This window comes from Phycisphaeraceae bacterium (assembly GCA_040222855.1).
GTDB lineage: Bacteria > Planctomycetota > Phycisphaerae > Phycisphaerales > Phycisphaeraceae > Mucisphaera.
The window spans coordinates 783,700-805,642 of the sequence record JAVKCD010000025.1 but is presented as its reverse complement, the minus strand read 5'-3'; the positions used below and the strand labels follow the sequence as shown (position 1 = coordinate 805,642).

22 protein-coding genes and 1 tRNA gene are annotated in these 21,943 nt (G+C 62.1%); 14 read left to right on the top strand and 9 right to left on the bottom strand.

Annotation, left to right across the window (positions count from 1 at the left end; translation table 11 throughout):
* Positions 1-15 precede the first annotated feature (15 nt).
* From RIG82_13215 to queG, 3 genes are all read right to left on the bottom strand, one after another.
* Positions 16-387: a hypothetical protein gene (locus RIG82_13215; GenBank protein MEQ9461901.1), complete on the bottom strand. Its 372-nt coding sequence runs from the start codon at positions 385-387 to the stop codon at positions 16-18.
* Between the two features lie 42 nt (positions 388-429).
* Positions 430-1,233 (bottom strand): enoyl-ACP reductase, encoded by an 804-nt coding sequence (locus tag RIG82_13210; protein ID MEQ9461900.1) that lies wholly within the window; start codon positions 1,231-1,233, stop codon positions 430-432.
* A 65-nt stretch (positions 1,234-1,298) separates the two neighbouring features.
* On the bottom strand, positions 1,299-2,327 hold the full coding sequence (queG, locus tag RIG82_13205) for a tRNA epoxyqueuosine(34) reductase QueG (protein MEQ9461899.1): 1,029 nt from the start codon (positions 2,325-2,327) through the stop codon (positions 1,299-1,301).
* 126 nt (positions 2,328-2,453) lie between these two features.
* On the opposite strand from queG, the gene RIG82_13200 reads away from it, so the two are divergent.
* Genes RIG82_13200 through RIG82_13175 form a run of 6 tightly spaced genes read left to right on the top strand, consistent with a single transcriptional unit; the run spans position 2,454 to position 7,477 of the window.
* On the top strand, positions 2,454-3,746 hold the full coding sequence (locus tag RIG82_13200; protein MEQ9461898.1) for an NADH-quinone oxidoreductase subunit D: 1,293 nt from the start codon (positions 2,454-2,456) through the stop codon (positions 3,744-3,746).
* Between the two features lie 33 nt (positions 3,747-3,779).
* A complete protein-coding gene (gene nuoE / locus RIG82_13195) occupies positions 3,780-4,304 on the top strand; it encodes an NADH-quinone oxidoreductase subunit NuoE (GenBank protein ID MEQ9461897.1) in 525 nt (174 codons plus the stop codon).
* 12 nt (positions 4,305-4,316) lie between these two features.
* Positions 4,317-4,562: a hypothetical protein gene (locus tag RIG82_13190; GenBank protein MEQ9461896.1), complete on the top strand. Its 246-nt coding sequence runs from the start codon at positions 4,317-4,319 to the stop codon at positions 4,560-4,562.
* Positions 4,563-4,615: 53 nt separating this feature from the next.
* A complete protein-coding gene (gene nuoF, locus RIG82_13185) occupies positions 4,616-5,986 on the top strand; it encodes an NADH-quinone oxidoreductase subunit NuoF (protein ID MEQ9461895.1) in 1,371 nt (456 codons plus the stop codon).
* The gene (locus RIG82_13180; GenBank protein ID MEQ9461894.1) at positions 5,986-7,089 is read left to right on the top strand and encodes a serine hydrolase domain-containing protein; all 1,104 of its coding nucleotides are present in this window, start codon (positions 5,986-5,988) and stop codon (positions 7,087-7,089) included. The genes nuoF and RIG82_13180 overlap by 1 nt, the downstream gene beginning before the upstream one ends.
* Positions 7,067-7,477, top strand: a complete 411-nt coding sequence (locus tag RIG82_13175; protein ID MEQ9461893.1) for a rhodanese-like domain-containing protein — start codon at positions 7,067-7,069, stop codon at positions 7,475-7,477. The genes RIG82_13180 and RIG82_13175 overlap by 23 nt, the downstream gene beginning before the upstream one ends.
* 43 nt (positions 7,478-7,520) lie before the next feature.
* On the opposite strand, the gene RIG82_13170 is transcribed toward RIG82_13175, so the two are convergent.
* On the bottom strand, positions 7,521-8,048 hold the full coding sequence (locus tag RIG82_13170) for a hypothetical protein (protein ID MEQ9461892.1): 528 nt from the start codon (positions 8,046-8,048) through the stop codon (positions 7,521-7,523).
* 80 nt (positions 8,049-8,128) lie between these two features.
* Between RIG82_13170 and RIG82_13165 the strand changes: the two genes are divergently transcribed.
* Positions 8,129-9,715, top strand: coding sequence for a MiaB/RimO family radical SAM methylthiotransferase (locus tag RIG82_13165; GenBank protein MEQ9461891.1), 1,587 nt, complete (start codon positions 8,129-8,131; stop codon positions 9,713-9,715).
* A gap of 2 nt (positions 9,716-9,717) precedes the next feature.
* Here the strand turns inward: RIG82_13165 and RIG82_13160 are convergent, their stop codons facing one another.
* Complete coding sequence (locus tag RIG82_13160) at positions 9,718-10,203, bottom strand: hypothetical protein (GenBank protein ID MEQ9461890.1); 486 nt, start codon at positions 10,201-10,203, stop codon at positions 9,718-9,720.
* Positions 10,204-10,387: 184 nt separating this feature from the next.
* The gene (locus RIG82_13155; protein ID MEQ9461889.1) at positions 10,388-11,428 is read right to left on the bottom strand and encodes a class I mannose-6-phosphate isomerase; all 1,041 of its coding nucleotides are present in this window, start codon (positions 11,426-11,428) and stop codon (positions 10,388-10,390) included.
* A gap of 134 nt (positions 11,429-11,562) precedes the next feature.
* On the opposite strand from RIG82_13155, the gene ispG reads away from it, so the two are divergent.
* The 4 genes from ispG (at position 11,563) to RIG82_13135 (ending at position 15,593) form a co-directional block, all read left to right on the top strand.
* The gene (gene ispG, locus RIG82_13150) at positions 11,563-12,825 is read left to right on the top strand and encodes a flavodoxin-dependent (E)-4-hydroxy-3-methylbut-2-enyl-diphosphate synthase (GenBank protein ID MEQ9461888.1); all 1,263 of its coding nucleotides are present in this window, start codon (positions 11,563-11,565) and stop codon (positions 12,823-12,825) included.
* 99 nt (positions 12,826-12,924) lie between these two features.
* Positions 12,925-12,997 (top strand) — tRNA-Ala (locus RIG82_13145).
* 370 nt (positions 12,998-13,367) lie between these two features.
* On the top strand, positions 13,368-14,366 hold the full coding sequence (locus RIG82_13140; protein MEQ9461887.1) for a prepilin-type N-terminal cleavage/methylation domain-containing protein: 999 nt from the start codon (positions 13,368-13,370) through the stop codon (positions 14,364-14,366).
* Positions 14,367-14,564: 198 nt separating this feature from the next.
* Complete coding sequence (locus RIG82_13135; GenBank protein ID MEQ9461886.1) at positions 14,565-15,593, top strand: DUF1559 domain-containing protein; 1,029 nt, start codon at positions 14,565-14,567, stop codon at positions 15,591-15,593.
* Positions 15,594-16,147: 554 nt separating this feature from the next.
* Here RIG82_13135 and RIG82_13130 read toward each other — a convergent pair.
* From RIG82_13130 to epsC, 3 genes are all read right to left on the bottom strand, one after another.
* On the bottom strand, positions 16,148-17,233 hold the full coding sequence (locus RIG82_13130) for a metallophosphoesterase (GenBank protein ID MEQ9461885.1): 1,086 nt from the start codon (positions 17,231-17,233) through the stop codon (positions 16,148-16,150).
* 165 nt (positions 17,234-17,398) lie between these two features.
* A complete protein-coding gene (locus RIG82_13125; GenBank protein ID MEQ9461884.1) occupies positions 17,399-18,100 on the bottom strand; it encodes an LON peptidase substrate-binding domain-containing protein in 702 nt (233 codons plus the stop codon).
* Positions 18,101-18,158: 58 nt separating this feature from the next.
* Positions 18,159-19,097: a serine O-acetyltransferase EpsC gene (gene epsC / locus RIG82_13120; protein MEQ9461883.1), complete on the bottom strand. Its 939-nt coding sequence runs from the start codon at positions 19,095-19,097 to the stop codon at positions 18,159-18,161.
* A gap of 92 nt (positions 19,098-19,189) precedes the next feature.
* On the opposite strand from epsC, the gene RIG82_13115 reads away from it, so the two are divergent.
* The 3 genes from RIG82_13115 (at position 19,190) to RIG82_13105 (ending at position 21,931) form a co-directional block, all read left to right on the top strand.
* A complete protein-coding gene (locus RIG82_13115) occupies positions 19,190-19,978 on the top strand; it encodes a WecB/TagA/CpsF family glycosyltransferase (protein ID MEQ9461882.1) in 789 nt (262 codons plus the stop codon).
* Positions 19,979-20,085: 107 nt separating this feature from the next.
* On the top strand, positions 20,086-21,060 hold the full coding sequence (locus RIG82_13110) for a hypothetical protein (protein MEQ9461881.1): 975 nt from the start codon (positions 20,086-20,088) through the stop codon (positions 21,058-21,060).
* A complete protein-coding gene (locus RIG82_13105; GenBank protein MEQ9461880.1) occupies positions 21,047-21,931 on the top strand; it encodes an exosortase/archaeosortase family protein in 885 nt (294 codons plus the stop codon). Before RIG82_13110 ends, RIG82_13105 begins: the two co-directional genes overlap by 14 nt.
* Positions 21,932-21,943 lie beyond the last annotated feature (12 nt).

Sequence of the window (21,943 nt, the reverse complement as noted above, 5' to 3'; positions counted from 1 at the left end):
AAACTCTACCGAGGCTCAAAACCCATCCGATCCTGCGAAATACGCGAAATACAATATCACAGGAAACATCGCGTAGCTCACAGCGAGCAAACACATCAGAAAAGTGCAGAGATAGAGATTCAGCTTGGCAGAATCAATAGCGATATCGAACTGTTTTGCTATGAACGGCACGATAATATAGGAAGCCATCAGAGAGATGAAAAGGATCCAAAAGATCGAAGAGATGATGGATAGAAGCAGAACGTCGATGCGATACATATCGCTAGCGCTGAAGCCGTCTACGTCCGACATTATTATGCCATAAAGCTGATAAAGGCTTGCAATCCAAGGCACCAAGGCACCAGCAAGATAAATGATGGCCCGCTTTGCCAGTCTGCCACGATCCATGCGACATGGACTCCTTACACATTTATCGGGGGTGTCTCAGCTCTAAAACCCCACAATAGAGAACCCACAATCCACATGCACCGTCTCGCCGGTGACGCCGGTGGACAGGTCGGAGAGCAGGTAGACGGCGGTGTTGCCGACCTCGTCGCCGGTGTTGGTGCGCTTGAGTGACGACTTCTTCTCCTGGTGGGCGATCATCTCGTCCATCCCGCCGACGCCCGCGCCGGCGAGGGTCTTGAAGGGGCCCGCGGAGATGGTGTTCACGCGGATGTTCCTACTCGCGCCGGTCTCCGGATCCTTGTCGCCAAGTTCGTAGGCGAGGTACCGCGTGGTGTGCTCGAGGCACGCCTTGGCGACGCCCATGACGTTGTAGCGCGGGACAACCTTCTCCCCGCCGAAGTAGGTCAGCGAGAGGATCGAGCCGCCGTTGGTCATCAGCGGCATCGCCCGCTGGGCCATCGCGACGAGCGTGTAGGCGGAGATGTCCATCGACTGGGTAAAGACGCCCCGCGGGGTCTTGTGGAACATGTCGGCGGCGAGATAGTCCTTGTCCGCAAACGCGATCGAGTGGACGACGAAGTCGATCGTCCCGGCGTCCTGCTTGAGCTTGGTAAAGACTTCATCCAGCGACTCATCCGATGAGGCATCGCAGGGCACCAGCCAGGGGTCGGACACGCCAAGGCTCTCGACCGCCTTGCGGACACGGTGCTCCATCTTGCCGATCGGGAGGTACGTGAAATACAGCTCGGCACCCTGCTCGACGAGCTGCTTCGCGATGAAGTAGGCGTAGCTGCGCTCGTTGGCGATGCCGAAGATGATGCCCTTTTTGCCGTCCATCAGACCCATGCTCGAAGCTCCTGTTAGCCCGGAAGATTGTTTCTAGGCCAACAGCCTAGAGATCATCGCCCCGCTCATCCACTCTCGTCGGCACCCGGTGCCCGCCCTCCACTCAGGAGTGCTTGGGCGTTTCGCTGGAGCATCTCCAGCGACAGCCTGGTGAGCGCTGTCCCGCTGAGGGCGCGGAGGCGATCGGATTCGTCCCACTGGGCGACCGCCGCGGGGTCGAGGCCCTTGGCGTGATCTCTGGGGGCATAGTCGTCGCGGATGGGCAGCTGGACGCGGTGTTCGGTGGTGTTGTGCGGGCAGACCTCCTGGCAGATGTCGCAGCCGGCGATCCAGCCATCGAGGCTGCCCGCCTGCTCCTCGTCGAAGTCGCCCCGGTGTTCGATGGTCAGGTAGCTGATGCAACGCGAGGCATCGACATCCCAAGGCGTGATGCAGCCGGTCGGGCAGGCGTCGATGCACCGGGTGCAGGTCCCGCAGTGGTCCTCGGGTTCCACGGTCGGCTCTGGAAACCCCGCTTGTCCCGAGGTCTCGATCACCAGCGTCGTCAGCAGGCATCCCAGCAGCAGATACGAACCGTGCCGGGGGTGAATCAGCAGCGTGTGCTTACCGATCCAGCCCAACCCGGCCCTGGCGGCGTGCTCGCGCTCCAGCAGTGGGGCGGTATCGACGCACGCCCGGAAGGTCTCATCCGGATGGTGCTCACGGAGCGCATCGGCGAGCGCATGGAGCTTGCGTTTCATCACCTTGTGGTAATCCCGGCCAGCCCCGTAGCGTGCGGTCTTGCCCGGACGCTCGGGATCGCGCTCGACCCGGTCCTCGTAGGCGTCGGCGACACAGATCATGGATCGACAGCCCTCCAGCAACAGGCCGGGGTCCAGGCGGACCTGAAGATTCTCTTTGAGATAGCCCATCGACCCGTGCTTGCCCCCGGCGATCCAGTCCCGCACATGCGCTTCGTGAGATGAAGGCTGGCCATCGGTCACGCCAACCAGCGCAAAGCCCTGCTCCTGGGCGAGGCGTATCGCGAGCCGTCTGGCGGTTGCCGCGTCGGTCGAACTCGTGTCGTCGTGCTCCACGATGGCAGCATAGAGCACCGGACGATCAGCAGACTCGCCACTCTCTACTGCGATCGGTTACCGCTGCAGCCCACCCGGCCCCCAAGCGCTTGCTAACATGCTCAATCTACGAACCCACCACGACTTCCACAGGCACGCAAGCCCATGGCCTACAACCTCCAGCCCCTCGAAGCCTTCGACGTCGATGTCGAGACCACGCCGTATATCGACCCCGAAGCCGGTACCAAAGGCGACCGCTGGACCCTGAACTTCGGTCCGCAGCACCCCGCGACCCACACCACCCTCCGCATCGTGCTCGAACTCGATGGCGAGCGGGTCGTCCGGGCCGTCCCGCACATCGGCTACCTACACTCGGGCTTCGAGAAACTCGCCGAGGAACTCGATTACAACCAGTACGTCTGCATCGCCAGCCGGATGAACTACATCTCGCCGATCTCCAACGACATCGCCTGGCACACCGCGGTCGAAAAGCTCTTCGGGATCGACCTCACCCCACGCTGCAAGGCGGTCCGCACCATCCTCGCCGAACTGGGCCGGATCCAGGACCACCTGCTGTGCGTCGGCACTGCGGCCCTCGACCTCGGGGCGTTCACCGGTTTTCTCTATGGCTTCAACGAACGCGAGTCCATCTACGACATCATGGACTACGTCGCTGGCCAGCGCTACCACCCCGACTACACCCGTGTTGGCGGGGCCATGGCTGATCTGCCCGATGAGGAAATGTTCATCAAGCTGATGAAGAACTTCCTCCACGGCGCGATGCCCAAGGCACTCGAGGACCTCACCGGCTTGCTCAACAAAAACCGGATCTTCCGCGACCGCACCGAGGGCGTCGGCGCCATCTCGGCCGAGGACGCGATCGCCTGGGGGCTCACAGGGCCTGCGGCTCGTGCCTCGGGCGTGCGTCGCGACCTCCGCAAGGACGAGCCGTATCTCTGCTACGCCGACAACTGGGACGGCATGGGAGCCAAGGCGGTCGACTTCAAAGTCCCCATCGCGACCGGCGGCGACGTGCTGAGCCGCTACCTCATCCGTCTCGAAGAGATCCGGCAATCGGTCGCGATCATCGACCAGCTCCTCGACAACATCCCCGGCGGGCCCATGGACGTTGATTCCGACGGCAAGATGACCAAGCCCTCGAAAGCCGAGGTTTATGGTTCCATTGAAGGCCTGATCCAGCACTTCGAGCTGGTGATGACCAACCGCAAGTGGGAAGCCCCTGTCGCGGAGGTCTACGCCGCCAACGAAACCGCCAACGGCGAACTCGGCTTCACCATCGTGTCCGATGGCGGGCCGTGTGCCTGGCGTGCCAAGTGCCGCGCCCCGAGCTTTGTGAACTACTCCGTCTTCGGCAAGCTCGTCGAGGGACACCTGCTCTCCGACGTGGTCGCTGTCCTCGGCAGCCTGAACATCATCGCCGCCGAACTCGACCGCTGAACCCTTAACACGCCACAGCACCAGGATAAAACCATGGCCTGGATCACCAAAAACTCCGCCAACGAGAAGATCGACCGTAGAGCCGAGCCGTATCTCACCGAATCTCTCCAGGAGCAGTTCGAGAGCGAGATCCTCGTGAAGTTTCCCACGCGTCAGGCCGCCACGCTGCCGCTGCTCCACGAGATGCAGCACCGAATCGGCTGGCTGCCCAAGCAGGCGATCGAAGAGATCGCCGACTTCCTCGGTCTCGAAGCCTCGGTCGTCCTCGACACCGCCACCTTCTACGAGGAGTTCTGGCTCGAACCCAAGGGCAAGTACGTCTTCTGGGTCTGCCAATCCATCTCCTGCGAGTTGATGGGCGAGCACTCCGTAACAAGCAAGCTCAAGGACAAACTCGGCATCGAGGTCGGCGAGACGACACCCGATGGCAAGATCACCTTGATGAAGGTCGAGTGTCTCGGCGCCTGCGGGACCGCCCCGGTCGCACTGGTCAACGAGGTGCTCCACGAGAACCTCAACCCCGAGAACCTCGACGACATCCTCAACGAACTCGACTAAGGACCCTACCCCGTGGGATGGTTTGAACGCCTCTGCAACCACGCCGGGCTCGCCATCCACCACGTCGCCCGGGGGGTGCGCGAGAAGCCGCAGCCTGAAAACCGCGCCAGTACAGAGGGAGCAGGTGGTGCGGCACCCGGCGAGACGATCCAGCGGGTGCGTCGAGTCACCATCGAAGAGGTCGAGATCCGCTCTCGGCCCGCCGAACAACAGAATGATCCATCCGACGATCGCGACGAGCCCCCCAGAATCGCCTAGACTCAGAAGTCATCCCGACTCCTCACGCCGTCCATCCGACACGAGACCCGCCGATGCCCCTGAGCGAACCCGTCCTCTTCAAACGCATCCCAACCCATCCCTGGGGTGACCCTAAGGACCGCCGCTACATCAGCTACGACGAATACGTCGCGACCGGCGGCTACAAGGGTCTCGAACACGCGTTGTCGCTCGAACCCAAGGCTGTCGTGGACCTGGTTAAAGCATCGGAGCTTCGCGGACGTGGTGGTGCTGGCTTCCCTGCGGGGATGAAGTGGGGCTTCCTCCCGCCCGAGGATGGCGGTCGCCGCTACCTCGCTATCAACGCTGACGAGTCCGAGCCCGGTACGTTCAAGGATCAACTGCTGATCCAGTTCGACCCGCAGATTGTCATCGAGGGCATCGCGATCTGCATGCACGCCTGCCGACTCGACACCGCGTATTTCTACATCCGCGGCGAGTATCACCACCACCGTGACGCCTTCCTCAAAGCGATCGAGGAGGCCAACGCCAACGGCGTCTTCGGCCCCGACTCGCGCATGGGTAAGATCAATGACCGCTGGCCCGAGCTTCACTTGCACCGCGGCGCCGGTGCCTACATCTGCGGCGAAGAGACCGGGCTCCTTGAGTCTCTCGAAGGCAAACGTGGCTGGCCACGCATCAAGCCCCCCTTCCCCGCCGTCGCCGGCGCTTTTGGTCGCCCCACCATCATCAACAACGTCGAGACCCTCGCCGTCGTCACGCCCATCCTCGAACGCGGGTCCGAAGGGCCCAACTGGTTCAAGTCCATGGGTGTTCCGCGAGCCGAGGGCGCTCCGCCGACCGTCCCGGCCAGCTACGGCCCGAAGCTCTACGGCATCTCCGGCCACGTCAATCGCCCGGGTGTTTACGAGGACGAACTGGGGCTCAAGGTCTGCGACCTCATCGAGAATCAGGCTCAGGGCATGCGAGGCGGCAAGAAGTTCAAGGCCGCGGTTCCCGGCGGGATCTCCATGGGTATCCTCGGGACCGATCAATACGACGCCGTGCTCGATTTCGACATCGGCAAGAAGTACGCCTGCCTCGGCCTCGGCACCGCGGGCGTCATCGTGATGGACGAGGATACCGACATGGTCGCCGTCCTCCGCAACATCGTGCGCTTCTTCAGCCACGAGTCCTGCGGGCAGTGCACGCCGTGCCGCGAAGGCACCAACTGGATGTACCGCATGCTGACACGCATCGAAGAAGGCGACGGCACGACACGCGACCTCGACCTGCTCCTCGAACTCGCCAGCTCGATGGGCTCGATGCCCGGCACGACCATCTGCGGGCTTGCCGACGGCGCCAACTGGGCGGTCCGCACCATCGTCAACAAGTTCTGGGACGACTTCGCCAGTCGGGTTACCAAGCAGAAGTACGTCAGTCTCGCCGTCGTCGGCTCGGCCTGATGTCTGATGGCCCTCTGACCAGAACTGGCAGCGTCATCCGAGAGGGCATCGACGCTGGCCATCACCTTGGCGCTCAGGTCGCCGTCTGGCCCGAGAAGGCGACGACCCCGACCCTCGTCTCACTCGGCGACGCCAGCCTCGGCGTCCCCATGACCCACAACCACCTGCTCCCATGGCTCTCAGCGACCAAGGCCGTCGCCGCCATCGCGATCGCCCAACTCTGGGAACTCGGCCGCGTGGGTCTTGATGAGCAGGTCATCGCTTATCTCCCCGAGTTCGAGTCGTATGGCAAAGACGTCATCACGCTCCGCCACCTGCTGACTCACACCGGCGGCTTCCGCGCTGCACCCTACGACTACCCCCGCGACGACTGGGACACCATCCTCCAGACCATCTACGACGCCCGTCTCGAACCCGACTGGGTCCCCGGACACAAGGCCGGGTACCACATCACCACGTCCTGGTTCGTGCTTGGCGAGATTATCCAGCGTCTCTCAGGCCAGTCGTTCCCCGAGTACGTTCGCAGTCATATCTTCGAGCCGCTGGGCATGACCGATTGCCACATCGGGATGAGCGACACCGACTACGACTCGCTCACCCCGCGAATCGCGGTCGTCCCCGATACCGCCAGAAAAGACAGGTCGCTTCGACCCTGGACAACCCGCCCGTTCCTGACCGGCTGTTCCCCGGCGAGCAACGGCATCGGGCCGGCCCGCGAGCTGGTCCGCTTGTACAAGGCTCTGGTCACGGGCGGTGCCCTCGACAACCAGCGCATCCTCGACCCCGAAGCCATCGAGCTGTTCACCGCTCGACACCGGGTCAACCTCTACGACCACACCTTCAAGGCGACCATGGACTGGGGACTCGGCTTCATCCTCGACTCCAAGGACTACGGCAAGGAGATCGTTCCCTACGGCTACGGCCCCCACGCCTCGCACTACACCTTCGGGCACTCGGGCAATCAGGCCTCCGCCGCCTTCGCCGATGCCGCCCACAATCTCGCCGTCGCGATACTCTGGAACGGCACGCCGGGCGAGCCGGCCCACCAGGACCGCGTCCACCGCACCCTCGGAGCCCTCTATGAAGACCTCGATCTGGCTTAGCCTCTCCCTCATCCTCCTGACCGCCCCGGGCTGCTACTTCGGCATCAACGATGAGGACCTCCGCAACATCTCCGCCGCCGACGTCCGCGAGCGACTCCAGGATGAGCCCGACACCACCGTCCTCGTCGATGCCCGCTCACCCGGTGAGTTCGTGTCGGGTCGCATCCCCGGTGCCCTGAGCCGGCCGCTCCCCAAGGTCACCCGCTTCGATCGCCCGCTCTCCGACAGTGAGATGATCATCGTCTATGGCAGCGACTTCAACGATGACCGCACCCCCGCCGTGGCCAAACGCCTGATGACCTACGAGTTCAAGAAAATCCGGGCGTTCCGAGGAGGGGTCGCCCGCTGGACCGAGACCGATGGAACGCTCACCGCGCCGGAGGAATGACTCGTCGCATAGGCCACGGACCGACAGATACTTGTCGCCTTCGCTAGTAGATATCTTCCCGCCGCCCGACCGGGTTCCACAGCAGCCCGGCGACCACAAACAATCCGCCCGCGATCACCAGACCGGTCCGCTTGGTCGTAGGCAGTTGATCCAGCCAGCCCTCTCTCGGCACTTCGACCGAGGGTGTGTGTAGTGGGCCCGCCGCCCGATCGATCCAGGTCCCCAGGTGTCCGAGCATCGCCCCGCCCGCCGAGCCGAAGCGGGCATCGCCCTCGTTGTAGAGCTGCTTGCCCCGCACGACCCGGTTGAGTTCCGTCAGCGCCAGATGCTCCAGCACCACCGGGTCATCGCGCTCCAGAGCGACCAGGAACGACCCATGAGCCTCACCCCGCCGCTCCCACCAGTCCAGCCGGGACGCCAGCAGGGCGGTCTGGCCTCGGGCGACCAGCACCCGGTCCGTGTCCGGCCCGAGCACGATCGTCCCAATCAGCAGCAACCCCGCCGCCAGCACCAGCCAGCTCGCGAGCAACGCCACAGGATTCACACCACGCTCAGCGCGCGCTAAAGCCATAAACCACCTATCGGCCACCCCCTCGCCCCATCCCCAAATCCCGATTCTTCTCCATCCCTTCCGCTAAACTACCCCACCGCATGAACACCGAACACCCCCAGACCCTCCCGCCGGCCATCTTCCTCGAGACCTTTGGCTGCCAGATGAACGAGCTCGACTCCCAGCTCGTCTCCGATCAGCTCCGCGCCCTGGGCTACCGCTTCACCGACGACTGGCAGCAGGCCGACGTGATTCTCTACAACACCTGCTCGGTCCGCGAGCACGCTGAGCAGAAGGTCTGGTCCCGTGTCGGGATCCTCGGCGACTACAAGCGCGAGCACCGCCCCGACCTGGTCCTCGGCGTCATCGGCTGCATGGCCGAGCGCGACGGCAAGGACCTCGTCCGCAGGCATCCCCAGGTCGATCTCATGGCCGGCCCCGCCGAACTCGACAAGATCCCCCACCTCATCGACAACGTCCTCCGCACCCAGCTCACCGACCGAGGCGGGCTCCGCGCCGCCCAGATCGCCCTCCAGGGCGACAACCAGCGCCGCGCCACCACCCTCCAGGCCGCCCGCGACTCGCTCGAACTGATCGACCTCGCACGCTCCTTCTCCCCCGAGCGCGATGGCCGCTCCGCTTACGTCCGCATCACCCGGGGCTGCAACAAGTACTGCACCTACTGCGTAGTCCCCTTCACCCGTGGCCGCGAAGTCCACCGCCCGCCCGCCTCGATCGTCGAGGAGGTCCGCAGGCTCGTGGATGCCGGCGCGGTCGAGGTCACGCTCCTTGGCCAGACCGTCAACCACTACCACTTCGACACCAACGCCGCCGTCGATGTCGATGGCGTCACTCAGCCCCAGATCGGCTCGGTCATCGCCCCCAACCGCGGCACCGGCGGGCCTTCGCCCGTCTTCGCCCCGGGCGTCACCTCCTTTGCCGACCTGCTCCGCCAGATCCACGACAGCGTCCCCGATCTCCAACGGCTCCGCTTCGTCACCTCCTTCCCACGAGACTTCGGCGACGACATCCTCACCACCATCCGCGACTGCCCGCGCATATGCCCCTACCTCCACCTGCCCGTCCAGTCCGGCTCCGACCGCATCCTCGCCGGCATGAACCGCGGCTACACCGTCGCCCAGTACCGCGATCTCCTCGAACGGGCCCGCCGAATCATCCCCGGCGTCGAGATCGCCACCGACATCATCACCGGCTTCCCAGGCGAAACCGAGGATGACCACCAGGCGACCCTCGACCTGCTCACCGAGTCGCAGTTCAAGAACGCCTACATCTTCAAGTACTCCGCCCGCCCCGGCACGGTCGCCTTCGACAAGCTCGAGGACGACATCCCCGACACGACCAAGCGCCGCCGCAACCGCGAGCTGCTGGACGCCCAGAACGCCGCCTCAGCGATCGTCCACGCCCGCTACATCGGCCGCACCGTCCCGGTCTTCGTCGAGGGTGCCTCCCGCAAGGAACAGAAGAAGCAGCAACGCAGCCGGGTCGAACTCGGCTGGGAGACCCCCCCCACATCAACAGCGGTTGTTGAGGCCACCACCCAACTCTCCGGCCGCACCCCCACCGACCTGATCACCCTCTTCGACGGCGACGAATCCCTCGCCGGGTCGATCGTCAACGTCAGGATCACCGGCGCGGCGGGGTTGTGTTTGTTTGGGGAGATGATCTAAATCTACTCTTGAACAGCCTGTTGTTCACTAGGTTCGGGAATGGGAATACCCATGTCCTGGCAGTACTTGTCGATCGAGGCTCGAACATCGGGGATCCGAGGGTGCTCATCATCAATGTCTTGCGCATCGTGGAGATAATCAACGGCCCGCTGCATCAGCTCGGGACCGTTTTTTTCGCCAGCGTGTGCTCGGAAACCTCCAACCGAAGCGTGCAGCCATGCTGCGTCTGCCAGCAGCCCCGCATCTTCTGATGTGTACCCCGCAGCTTCCCGGATCAACTCCAACGACTGATCAAACTGAATGAGAGCCTCCGGCAACTGTTGCTCCTCGCCCGATAGTAGCTTCCCGTGTTCAAAGCTGATGATGGCCATGCCCCACAGCGCTTCAGGGTTCTCTTCCCAGAGTGTCCAAGCCTGGTTAAAACGTCGCATGGCTGTATCGAGATCACCGCGCATGAGTAACTGCCAGCCACGGGTCGATGCATTCACACTCTGCTGGCGTAGCCGGTCGCGTTCCTCATCATCAGCCTGATCCCACCGGGTCTGGTACTCGGGGTCTCCGTACTTGGGCGGATCAGGTGATGCTGCTGCGTGAGGTATGACCACACATAGAACGAAGAACAAGATAAGGGTACCAAGTGTCGCGTCATAGGCTCAAGCTCCAGTTATACATTCACGCCATCCTCACCGGCTCCGTCTTCCCGAACGTTACTTCCAGCCAGACCGAGCCTTCTTCGAGGACGGCCCAGCCGTCGCCGAGGTAGGGGGGGATCAGCCAGGTCTGGCCAGCGGCGAAGGGGTAGGTCTCCATGCCCGGGATCTCGAAGCGGCCGGAGCCTTCGAGGATCATCCAGATCGTTGGGTTGGTCTCGGCGAGCGAGTCCTCGAAGCCGGTGGGGCCGTAGACACGATCGATGCCGAAGTGCTCGCACGTCACCAGCCGCGCCGTCGAGGCCTGGCCGTACTTGATCGGCGGGGCCTTGCGCTCATACGCGGAAACCTGGGCGGGGCCGAAGTGGATGCACTGCATCGCCTGATCCAGGTGCAGGGCCCGGCCCTGGCGGCCCCAGTCGTAGACGCGGAAGGTGGTGTCGGATGGCGTCTGGACCTCGGCGACCAGCACGCCCTCGCCGAGCGCGTGACAGGTGCCCGAGGGCAGGTAGTGGCAGTCGCCCTTTTTCACGGGGACTTCGACGAGCATGTCGCGTACTGAGTCCGCGGCGATCGCCTTGCGCAGGTGCTCCTCGGTCACGCCCTCTTCGAGGCCCTTGTAGATCCGTGCGCCGGGCTCGGCGTCGAGGATGTACCAGGCTTCGGACTTGAGGTGCGCTTCGGGATGCTTCGAGGCGTACTCTTCCGAAGGGTGGACCTGGAGGGAGAGGTTCTCGCGGGCGTCGAGGAACTTGATGAGCAGTGGGAACCCGCCCTCGGGGCTGGGGGCGACGGTGCCCATGAGTTCGTCGGCGTAGTCGCGGATGACCTGATCGATCCGCTGGCCCATGAGCGGGCCGTTGGCGACGACGGAGTGCTCGGGGTCGCCGCCCCCGCCGGAGCTGGAGGTCTGGTCGAGGTCGGTGATTTCCCAGGATTCGCCGATCTGGGTGGTCGCGTCGCCGGGGAGGTCGCGGCCGAGTTTTTCGAGCGTGCGCCCGCCCCAGACTTTTTCCTTGTAAATCGGCTGGAAGCGGAGCGGGTAGATTTCGGGTCGGTCCATGGGAGATCTCCAGAGAATCGGTCTTCCCCCCATTCACCCCGGAAGATAACACGCAGAGGGATCGATGGATGCGCTGTGGGCGGGTGGGGGTGCGGAGGACTCGCGGGATGCGGGGGGGCGAGTACAATCCCGGCATGATCCACCGCAGAAAAACCCGTCAGGTGACGCTGGGCGACGACCGCGTCGGTTTTGTGAAGGTTGGGGGCGATGCTCCGGTTTCGGTACAGACGATGACCGCGGGGTACACGTGGGACGTGGATACCTGTGTCGTGGAGATCAACCGTCTTGCAGCGGCGGGGGCGGACATCGTGCGGGTGGCGGTTCCGGAGAAGAAGGACACGGACGCTTTGCGGGAGATCATTCCGCAGGTGCGGGTGCCGATCGTGGCGGATGTGCACTTTCATTTTCAGCGCGCGCTGGAGGCGATCGAGGCGGGGGTGCACAAGATCCGGCTGAATCCGGGGAACATTCAGGATCGGGAGCAGGTGGGGCAGGTGATTGATGCGTGCAAGGAGCGGGGGCTGCCGATCCGGATTGGGGTGAACGAGGGGTCGATCATTGAGCGTCGTGATAAGCAGAAGCGGATGAAGGAGTTAGGGGGCGTGTTCTCGGGGGAGAAGCACGGGCACTTCCTGGCGATCATGATTGCGAAGCTCGAGGAGTACCTGGAGATCTTCTACGAGCGGGATTTTTATGATGTGACGATCTCGGCGAAGAGCCCGGACCCGACGCTTGTAATTGCTGCTTATACCGAGATTTCCAAGCGTTTTGATCATCCGCTGCACTTGGGCGTGACTCATGCGGGGCCGAAGGAGACGGGGACGATCCGGTCGATCGCCCCGCTGGCGCACCTGCTGGCGTCGGGAATCGGGGACACGGTGCGGATCAGCTACGCGAATGATCCGGTGTTCGAGGTCGAGGATGCGCTGGAACTGCTTTATTGTCTGGAGCTTAGGGAGCGCAAGGGGGTGGACCTGATCGCGTGTCCGACGTGCGGGCGGATCCAGGTGGACCTGTTCACGATGGTGCAGGAGGTGCGGGCTAAGTTGCAGTCGGAGATCGAGTTACCGATCAAGGTGGCGGTGATGGGGTGCATCGTGAACGGGCCGGGCGAGGCGGAGGGTGCGGACGTCGCGATTTTCGCAGGTGACCGTCGGGGCATCATTTACGTTCAGGGGCAGAAGGTGGCGAACGTGCCGGAGGAAGAGATCCTGGAGCGGCTTCTGGAGGAGTGCAAGAAGTTCGAGGCGAAGGTGCGGGCGGGCGAGGCGAAGCTGGGGGAGAAGATCGTGGAGATTTTGCCGCCTGACCCGATCGGAGAGCTGGGTTCGGGGTTTGACAAGATCGCGGCGGGGGGCGTGGAGAAGCTCACAAACCTAACGGTGAGCAAGGGTTAGGTTGATTGGGGGATGCGTGTGGCGGCGTGTTTTGTTGGTTTGGGTGAAGGGTGGGATGAAGGGGAGCCCGCTGGCCGATAGACTGGTGGCCGACAACTAGGGGCTGTAGCTCAGTTGGGAGAGCACCTGCTTTGCAAGCAGGGGGTCAGCGGTTCGAACCCGCTCAGCTCCATTCCCCCCCCCCCCGCATTAGGGGGTTAAAAACTGCTTTGCTTTGCGTGGTTTTTGGGGATTGGGCCCAAAAATGGGCCGAAGTCGTCAATCAAACGTGACCGATGGGGGTTGAGATGCGGTCGTTTGTGCGCATGGATCGGGTTTAGGTGGTTGGCGGGTGGTGTTGGGCCTGGGGGATTTATTTTGAGGTGTGGGTGGTTTTGGGGTTGCACTCTGGTGTAGAAGTTTCATAATTATGAGGCCTGTGTTGTGTGTCTGAGTCGGGCGATTCCCTGTGAGCGGGGGGTTGCCAGCAGGCGCTGTGATGGATGTTGAGGTTTTGGCGGCGGCCGCCGTCGGTTTTTGTTTAATTGAATGGAGTCAAGACGATGAAGCGCGACGTGGTGAAGCGAGGCGGGTTTACGTTGATCGAGTTGCTGGTGGTGATTTCGATCATCGCGCTCTTGATTGGGATCTTGTTGCCGGCGTTGGGGGCGGCGCGGGATTCTGCGCGAACCGGGCAGGCGTCTGCGAACCAGCGGTCGATTGTCCAGGGCATGTTTATTCACGCGACGTCCAATGACATGACGTTTCCGCTTTGGCAGTTCAGTGAGAATACGGACGCTAATGGTGAGAACGTTATGTGGAGCGATCCGGTCCGCTGGTTCTGGACGACCAAGATGGTTGCCGATGGGATCATTCAGGATTTGAATGTTTATGCTGACCCGACGTTTGCTGCGAACACGGATTTTCTCGATAAAAATCTAACGACCAAGGTTCTCGTCAACACCAGCAGCGGCCAACGCGGCAGTGCATCCACCACGGGTTTGAGTGCCGGTGAGTCACCGCTTTGGGAGCGATCTTTTAACAAGATACATTTTGGCTACAATTACGTCTGGGTGGGCTCGAACATCTCGTCTTGGTATTCGAGTTGTGATGGTTCGGAAGTGCCTGAGCGAACAGATGTCGCGGGCGATCAGCCAGCGAAGTATGACTCACTACGGTCTGCACCGGATGTCATGCTCACTGCTCCAGTTCGTGATCCTGGCCTATCGGGTACAGCGGCGTATAACGGCGAAGAAGTTGGGGCACATGTCATTCTGGATTATCCGAGTGCTGGCGTGACCCATGCTGGTCTGGGACACGCCAGGCATAACGGCGGAATGGCTCTGGGGTGGGCGGACGGCCATGTCAGCCGGATTCAGGTGCCGGGTGCAGAGGATGATTTGACGAACCATGCGATCGTTTATGGGCCAGATGGTATGGGTGATGCTCGCGTGACGAATAACGTTCGGACTGGCGGTCAGCGTGGTGGGGGTGGGACCACGATCACTTTCGACGGGCCGCAGAATGTTTTTGATCTCTGGCCGTCCAACCCAGGTGACTGATTGGTTTCGGGGTTTGGTCCGCTTCGGGCTTGTCTCGTGGCGTGAGGGTTCTAGAATGGGGTAGGTCTGCGTTTTTTGACCGGCTGTTGGGCGACTTGGTCGCACGTTGATTTGGTTGATCTAAGGCATCGCGGCGTTGGTCCGGAGACGGGCTGGCGTGTGGTGTGCAGGTCCTCAACTCTTATTGGAGTCTTCACGATGGATTCGAGGAACCGTGTTGTGTCTGGCGTGGGTGGTGGCCGGGGCGGGTTTACGCTGATTGAGTTGCTGGTGGTGATTTCGATCATTGCGTTGCTGATTGGGATTCTGCTGCCGGCGTTGGGGGCGGCGCGGAACTCGGCGCGGGTGATGCAGTCGTCGGCGAATCAGAGGTCGATTGGTCAGGCGATGCATATTTATGCTACAGGAAACAAGGGGGAGTTCCCTTTGTGGCAGAAGGGGCGAACAGCCAGCGATCCTTTTGGATTCAGCAACGATAATGCCATTGCGTGGTATTGGACGACCAGGCTGATTCAGTTAGGCATCATTACTACGCTTGATGTTTACGCAGATCCTGTGTGGGGACAGGCGAACACGGACTTCCTTGACCTGAACTACGACTCAAGTACGCAGGCATCGGCCGATGCAGGCGCGTCCAACTTTCGAGGATTTAATCGTATTCACTACGGTTATAACTATGTTTACGTTGGCTCGAATGTGATCGCGGGGACGACGGATTTCGTCGGTGCCCCCGATTCGGCAAAGAAAAAAGTAGCATTGAATCGGTGGGATGCACCTCAGACGCGGCCTGCCAGGCTTGAAGATATTCCTTCTGCAGGGGATGTGCTGCTGACGACACTGAGCTTCAATGCGAACCCTGAGGGCAATGATCCGGATTACGTACCCGCTTTTGAAGGCGAAGAGAACGGTGGGCATGTCGTTCTCGATACCGCTGATTTTGTGGTAACCGCGGCTGGTTTTGCTGATGCACGTCACAATGGCGATGTTCAGATCGCCTGGGTTGATGGTCATGTCAGTTCTACCAGCGTGCCGGGCGCTTCTCAGAGTTCTGAGCGCCTTGTTTATTCTGAGGATGACACACTCGAGCGTTTGACTTATTCGCAGGATGCTTTGGGGGATCGTCGCTCGGTGCTGACCAGTGCTAGTGGTCAGCGTGGCGGGGGCACTACTACGAATGATCGTCAGTGTGTGTTTGATCTCAACCCGGCGAATCCTGGCAATAACTGATCTTGTCTTAATCTTGATGATGAGAGCCAGCCCTGCGGGGCTGGCTTTTTTTGTGGGTGGGGTTAACGCTCGGGTTGGTTGTTGCGTGCGATGCGGTGGCGAGTGGATGGGCTCCCGGAGCAAGTTCGGGACTCGTGTCATGCTTGGGTGGGGTGTTTGGCCCTGCTTCGCAAGCTACGCAGGGTTTGCAACTCTGCTACGCAAGCTACGCAGGGTTTGCCACGCTGCTTCGCGAGCTACGCGGGGTTCTATAGATGGTGTGGTGGGGACGCGGTGTGGGTGTGATCAGGCGGTTCGGTTTGGCGGGTTGGGTATTGGTTTGACCCCAGGCTTGACCCCAGGCTTGACGCCTGAGGCTCGTATCGAGGGGTGTTTGTTGTTGATGAGTGGCGGATGGGTGTGGGTGGTCTGCGGAGATTTTGGTGTTGGGCACAGGGCATCCCGATGTGCATCGGGACTGCCCTGTGGCACCCGAGTGGGGTCAGGTGGTGTGAGTGGGGTGGGTACGCACCTGAAGGTGCGTGGCACGCGGAGATGTGGCACCCGAGTGAAGGTCAGGTGGGGGTGCGTTCTTTGGCAGCGAGGTCGGCTTGTTGTTGGAGGAAGTCCTGGCGTTGTTTGAGGCGTTGTTTTTCGAGGGTATCGTTGGGTTCGAGGTGTGGGGTCCAGTTGAAGTAGCGCATGTCCCAGTGGAGGTCGCGGCCATGGGTGGTCAGGAGGGTGTAGCCGGGGGCGCCGCCGTTGAAGTCGCCGGCCCACCAGGCGCCGGAGACGGCGGGTGAGGTGATGTACCAGATGTTGTTGAACTGGTAGACCTCAGCGCGGTGGGAGTGTCCCTGGAGGACGGCGGTGACGTTGTGTCGTTCGAGGATGTGTCGGAGGTCGCGGTTGTTCTGGATGACCATGCCAGACATGGCTTTGGCGTTGGGGTCGGCGTTCTGCTGGCCGATGTTGCAGAAGAGGGCGATGTGGGTCATGACGACTTTGGGTTTGTCGGCGGCGCGGCCGAGGTCGTGGGCGAGCCATTGGAGTTGGGCGTCGTCGATGCGGGGTTCCCAGGACTGGCCGTGGTCGGCGGTGATGGGGTGGATGCAGTCGAGGATGGTGAAGTGCCAGCCCTGGTGGTCGAAGGAGTAGAAGGGCTTCTCCCATTCGAGGCGGTCCATGATGCATTTTTTGCCGTAGTCGGGGTCGGAGGGTTGGACTTTGCGGTTGCGGTCCCAGCCGAGGATGTCGTGGTTGCCCATGCAGTTGTGGTAGGGGAAGGGGAGCTGGTCGGAGGCGTCTTTGTAGAGGCGAATCTGGTCGATGAACTCGGACTTGGCGTTGTAGAGGCCGTCGAAGGCGAGGTCTCCGCCCATGAGGGCGAAGGCGGGTTTGGGGGTGAGGTTGCTGACTTCGTTGATGCAGGTCTGGTAGCCGAGGTGGCCTTTTCGGCGTCGGGCGACGTGCATGTCGGTGAGGTGCAAGAAGGAGAACCCCGCCCCCGCATCTAGCGAGTTGGTTTTAGAGGGGTTGGTGGTGCCGGAGGTGTTGGGTGGTGGTGTGGGGGGTGTGATGGGGTCGCAGCCGGTGAGGAGGGCGGCGGCGGCGGCGGTGGATCCGGCGAGGAAGGTTCTGCGGGAGAGGGGTGGCGTCATGAGGTGTCTCCGTTTGAGCGGAGGGTAACGCGCGGGGAGCCGGGGGTGGGGTGTTGATGCGCCTGCGGCGCTTTGATCGTGATCTGGGGTGGTTAGCTATTGAGGGGACGTGCTCCCTAGGCAAGTTCGGGACTCGTGACATGCCTGGGGAGGTTGCTGGGGGTGTTAGTTGTAGTAGATACCTGAGTCGGGGTCGCCGGTGTTGGATCGGAGGGCGTTGGTGACGGTTTGTTTGAGTTGGGTGAGGTGGTTGAGTAGCCAGGTGGCGCGTGCGTGGGGGTCAGGTTCGGCGAGGATGGTGTATCGGGAGGGTGAGTCCTGGCAGATGGTGAGGGTGGCGAGGTCGACGAGGGCGGGTGTGGGGATGTCGTTGCAGAGTCCGTTGCGGAGTGCCTGGACGGAGGCGAGTTGGCTGAGGGTATCGTCGTGGATGAGGGTATCGAGGTGTTGTCTTGTGTCGTGCAGGTCGATTTCCATGACGGGTTTTGTGTTGTTGTTTTGCTCGAGGTCCTGGAGCATGGCGATGCGGTAGGGGTTGTGTTCGAGTTCGGATTTGATGGTGGCGCGGGCGATTCCCTGGAGGAGGATGTTGTAGCGGCCATCGGGGAGTATGTTGTGTCGGAGGATGTAGCCGACGCAGACGGCGTGGTGGATGATGGGGTTTTCGGCGTAGTTGGATTTCCAGGCGGGGTCGTTGAAGGTGGCCATGGCAATGAGCTGGTCGCCAGCGAGTGCGTCGGCGACCATGTCGCGGTAGCGGGGTTCGAAGATGTGGAGTCGGATGGTGGCGTGTGGGAGCAGTACGCAGCTAGCGAGGGGGAAGAGGGGGATGGGCTGCTGGTAGTTGATGTTGCCCGCTTCGGTCATGCGTGATGTTAGGCGTTGGTGGTGTAGGAGTCTGCGGGTTTTGTTGGGTGGGGTGGATTCAGGGGTTCTGGGATTTGTGGGGGGTGTGTTTGATGAGGAGTTCGCCGCGTTGGAGGGTGACGGTGTGTTCGGGGGGGACGGATTCGGTGATGAAGACGGAGCCGCCTATGGTGGCACCTTTTCCGATGGTGGTTTTTCCGCCGAGGATGATGGCTCCGCCATAGATGGTGACGTCGTCTTCGACGGTGGGGTGACGTTTTCTGCCGCGCCAGGATTGTCCGCCTCGGGTGGAGAGGGCCCCGAGGGAGACGCCTTGGTAAAGCTTGACGCGTTTGCCGATGATGGTGGTTTCGCCGATGACGATTCCGGTTCCGTGGTCGATGAAGAAGGCGTCGCCTATGGTGGCGCCGGGGTGTATGTCGATGCCGGTTTCGTTGTGGGCGACTTCGGACATGATGCGAGCGAGGAGTGGGAGGTTGAGTTTGTAGAGTTCGTGTGCGAGTCGGTGGATGAAGATGGCGTCGATGCCTGGGTAGCAGTAGATGGCTTCGTCCATGGAGTCGGCGGCGGGGTCGCCGTCGAAAGCGGCGGCGACGTCGATGGTGAGTCGTCGGCGGATTTCGGGGAGTTGGTTGAGGAGTTTGTGGGTGAGGTCGAGGGCTTGCTGGTGGCAGTCGTCGCAGTCGTCGCCTGTGCCGTTGCCGAGGGTGCGGTTGAGTTCGTAGCGGAGGGTTTGTTCGATCTGGTCGAGGAGGAGGTCGTAGAGGGGGGAGAGTTGGGTGGTTAGGTGTGGAAGGATGTTTTCGGACGTGAGTCGTGCGTCGTCGAAGAAGCCCGGGAAGATGATGCGTCGGGTGCGTTCGATGATTTCGATGGTTTTGGCGCGTGAGGGTAGGAAGGTGGCGTCGAGGTGCTGGCAGCCGTCCTGGTCCTGGTAGGCCTGGGCGAGTCGTTTGGCGAGGTCAGCGGTGGTTTGTTTTTTGTGGTCTTGGGCCAACCGTGGTCCTTTCCGGGCGTCCTCGGGAGGACGGGGGGGTGAGGGGCCGATTATAGACGTGTCGTTGGGTTAACCGCGGACGAGGGTTTGATGTGCGTGAACAGTGCGATCGGATGACTGAGGTGGAGGTGATGGGGGTGGGTCTGGCACGGGCGACCGAGTCAGAGGTGGTGACGTGGGTGGTGGGTCATGCGCGTTCGGGGGTTGGGGGGTGGGTGGTGACGCCTAATCTGGATATTCTGCGGCGATGTGTGGTGGATGAGGGGGTGCGGGCGTTGGTGGGTCGTGCGGATGTTCGGGTGGCGGATGGTCAGCCGTTGGTGTGGGCGAGTCGCTTGGCGGGTGATGAGCTGCCGGAGCGGGTGGCGGGATCGAGTCTGGTGTGGACGGTGAGTGAGGCGGCGGCGCGGGCTGGTGTGGGGGTGGTGTTGATTGGGGGATCGCCTGGGGATGCGGAGGCGGCGGGGCGGGTGCTGGCCGAGCGTTATTCGGGCCTTGAGGTGCTGGGGGTGCATTGCCCGGCTGTGGGTTTTGAGGAGGATCCTGCGGCGATGGCTGAGGTGGAGGCGGTTGTGAAGGGTTTGGGGGGTGCGATTATTTTTGTTGGGCTGGGATTTCCGAAGCAGGAGTTGTTGATCGAGAGGCTGCGAGAGCTGGCTCCCGAGTCGTGCTGGTTGGGGGTAGGGATTTCCTTTAGTTATGTGGCGGGGACGGTGAAGCGGGCACCGGGATGGGCTCGTGGGCTGGGTGTGGAGTGGTTTTATCGGCTGGTGCAGGAGCCTGGGCGGTTGTGGCGTCGATATCTGCTGGAGGGTTTGCCCTTTGCGGTGCGGCTGGGGTGGTGGTCGTTGCGGAGGAGGCTGGGCCGGAGTGGGGGATGATGCGGATGGCGCGGGCGGCTTCGTTTGGGACTATTGCATGTGAGGTCTATACTTATGGATAGGAGTACCCGATATCTGGAAGCGTGACGGTGGACACTGACCTGGCTATGAGGCCTCGTGGCTCGGGTTCTGACCCCGAGGATGAGGCGACTGTTGCGGACGCGAAAGCGGCCGGGGTGGTGCCGTGCGCGGTGTTGTTGCTGGCGGGGGCAACGCGGAAGCTGGGTCTTGCGGATGAGGTGGGTCGGTCGCCGTTGGAGTTGCCGGTGTCGGACGAGCAGCGGTTGCTGGATGTCTGGGTCCAGAGGCTGGGCGAGTTGGCGGCGTGGCTTGGGGTCACGCCTTTGTCGGTCCGTGTGTTGGTGAATGATCGGGTCCCGTCGCCTGAGGGCCGGGAGGATGATGGTCGGGTGTCGCTGAAGATCGAGCGGGATGAGCTTGAGTTGCGGGGGACGGCGGGGCTGTTGAGGGATGCATGTGCGGGGTATGGGGATGACGACTGGGTGCTGGTTGCGAACGCCGGTCAGTTGCTGATGGGTTCTCTTGATGGTGCGGTTGGGGCGTTGATGTCGGTGGATGGTGCGGTTCGTGTGCTCAAGCACGCGGATGGGACGCCATCGAGTTTCTTTTTGATGCGTTGCGGTGTGCTCAAGGGGGTTGCGAGGCAGGGGTATATCGATCTGAAGGAGCAGTTTCTGCCGAAGCTGGCTGAGACCGAGCGTGTGATGACGGTGGATCATCCTGCGGTGGCGGTGCCGGTGCGGACTGTGAATGATTATGTGGAGGGTTTGCGGGATTACCACCGGTCACAGGCGGGTGGAGCGTTGGGCGAACCTTATGCGGAGGACTGGCGTAGTACGTTCTCTGTGGTGGAGCCGGGTGCCGAGGTCGGTGCGGGCGTTCGGCTGCATGACTCGGTGGTGCTGGCTGGTGGGCGGGTTGGTGCGAAGGCGATCCTGGTGCGCAGCGTGGTCTGTGCTGCGGGGATGGTGCCTCAGGGGCGGATGCGTGTTGACTCGGTGATCGGCACGCGTCGGAGCAGTACGGCGAGGACGGGAGGACGGCCGCATGGACTCGAATAAACTAGGCTGGTCTCGGAACGGGTGGACTGATTTTCACTTGTTGGCGTCGGCGATCGTGCTGATGTCGGCGGTTTGGGTGTGTCGGCAGGCGTGGTCGGACATATTCCTGATTGCTTGGAGCGATGAGGAAAACAGCCACATTTTCCTGGTGCCGTTTGTGATGTTCTGGCTGGTGTGGGTGCGGAAGCAGCGGCTACGGTTTTGTTACCCGCGGGGTCAGTGGGTTGGACCCTTGATCGCGGCGGCGGGCTGGTTTTTGTCGTGGTATGGGTACAACCATGCGGTGCAGGCAGGCTGGCATCTGGGGGCTGTGGTGATGGCGGTGGGTGGGCTGGTGTCGGTGATTGGGACGGACATTCTCAGGCGGTTTGCGCCTGCTTTTGTGGCGTTGTTGTTCCTGGTGCCGGTGCCGGGGCTCATCCGTCAGCAGTTGGCGATCCCGTTGCAGGAGTGGACGGCGTTTATCACAACGGAGACGCTTACGACGTTTGGGGTGATGGTGAGCAGCTCCGGGAGTGTGCTTGAGATCAACGGGATGCAGGTGGGTATTGCTGAGGCGTGCAACGGGATGCGGATGGTGTTTGCGTTGCTGTTGGTGTCATACGCGTTTGCGTTTGGGACACCCTTGCGGAACTCGGTGCGAGTGTTCATTGTGCTGATGAGCCCGTTGTCGGCGATCTTGTGCAATGTGATCCGGTTGTCGCCTACGGTGTGGGTGTATGGCGTGTTTGGTGAGGGTGCGGGGACGTTGTTCCACGATCTGGGTGGGTGGGTGATGCTGTTGGTGGCGTTCACGCTTCTTCTTGGGCTCAAGAGCCTGATGGAGTGGGCGTTGGTGCCGGTGACGCCTTATGTGTTGGCTCGTGACTGAGTGAAGGGTAGA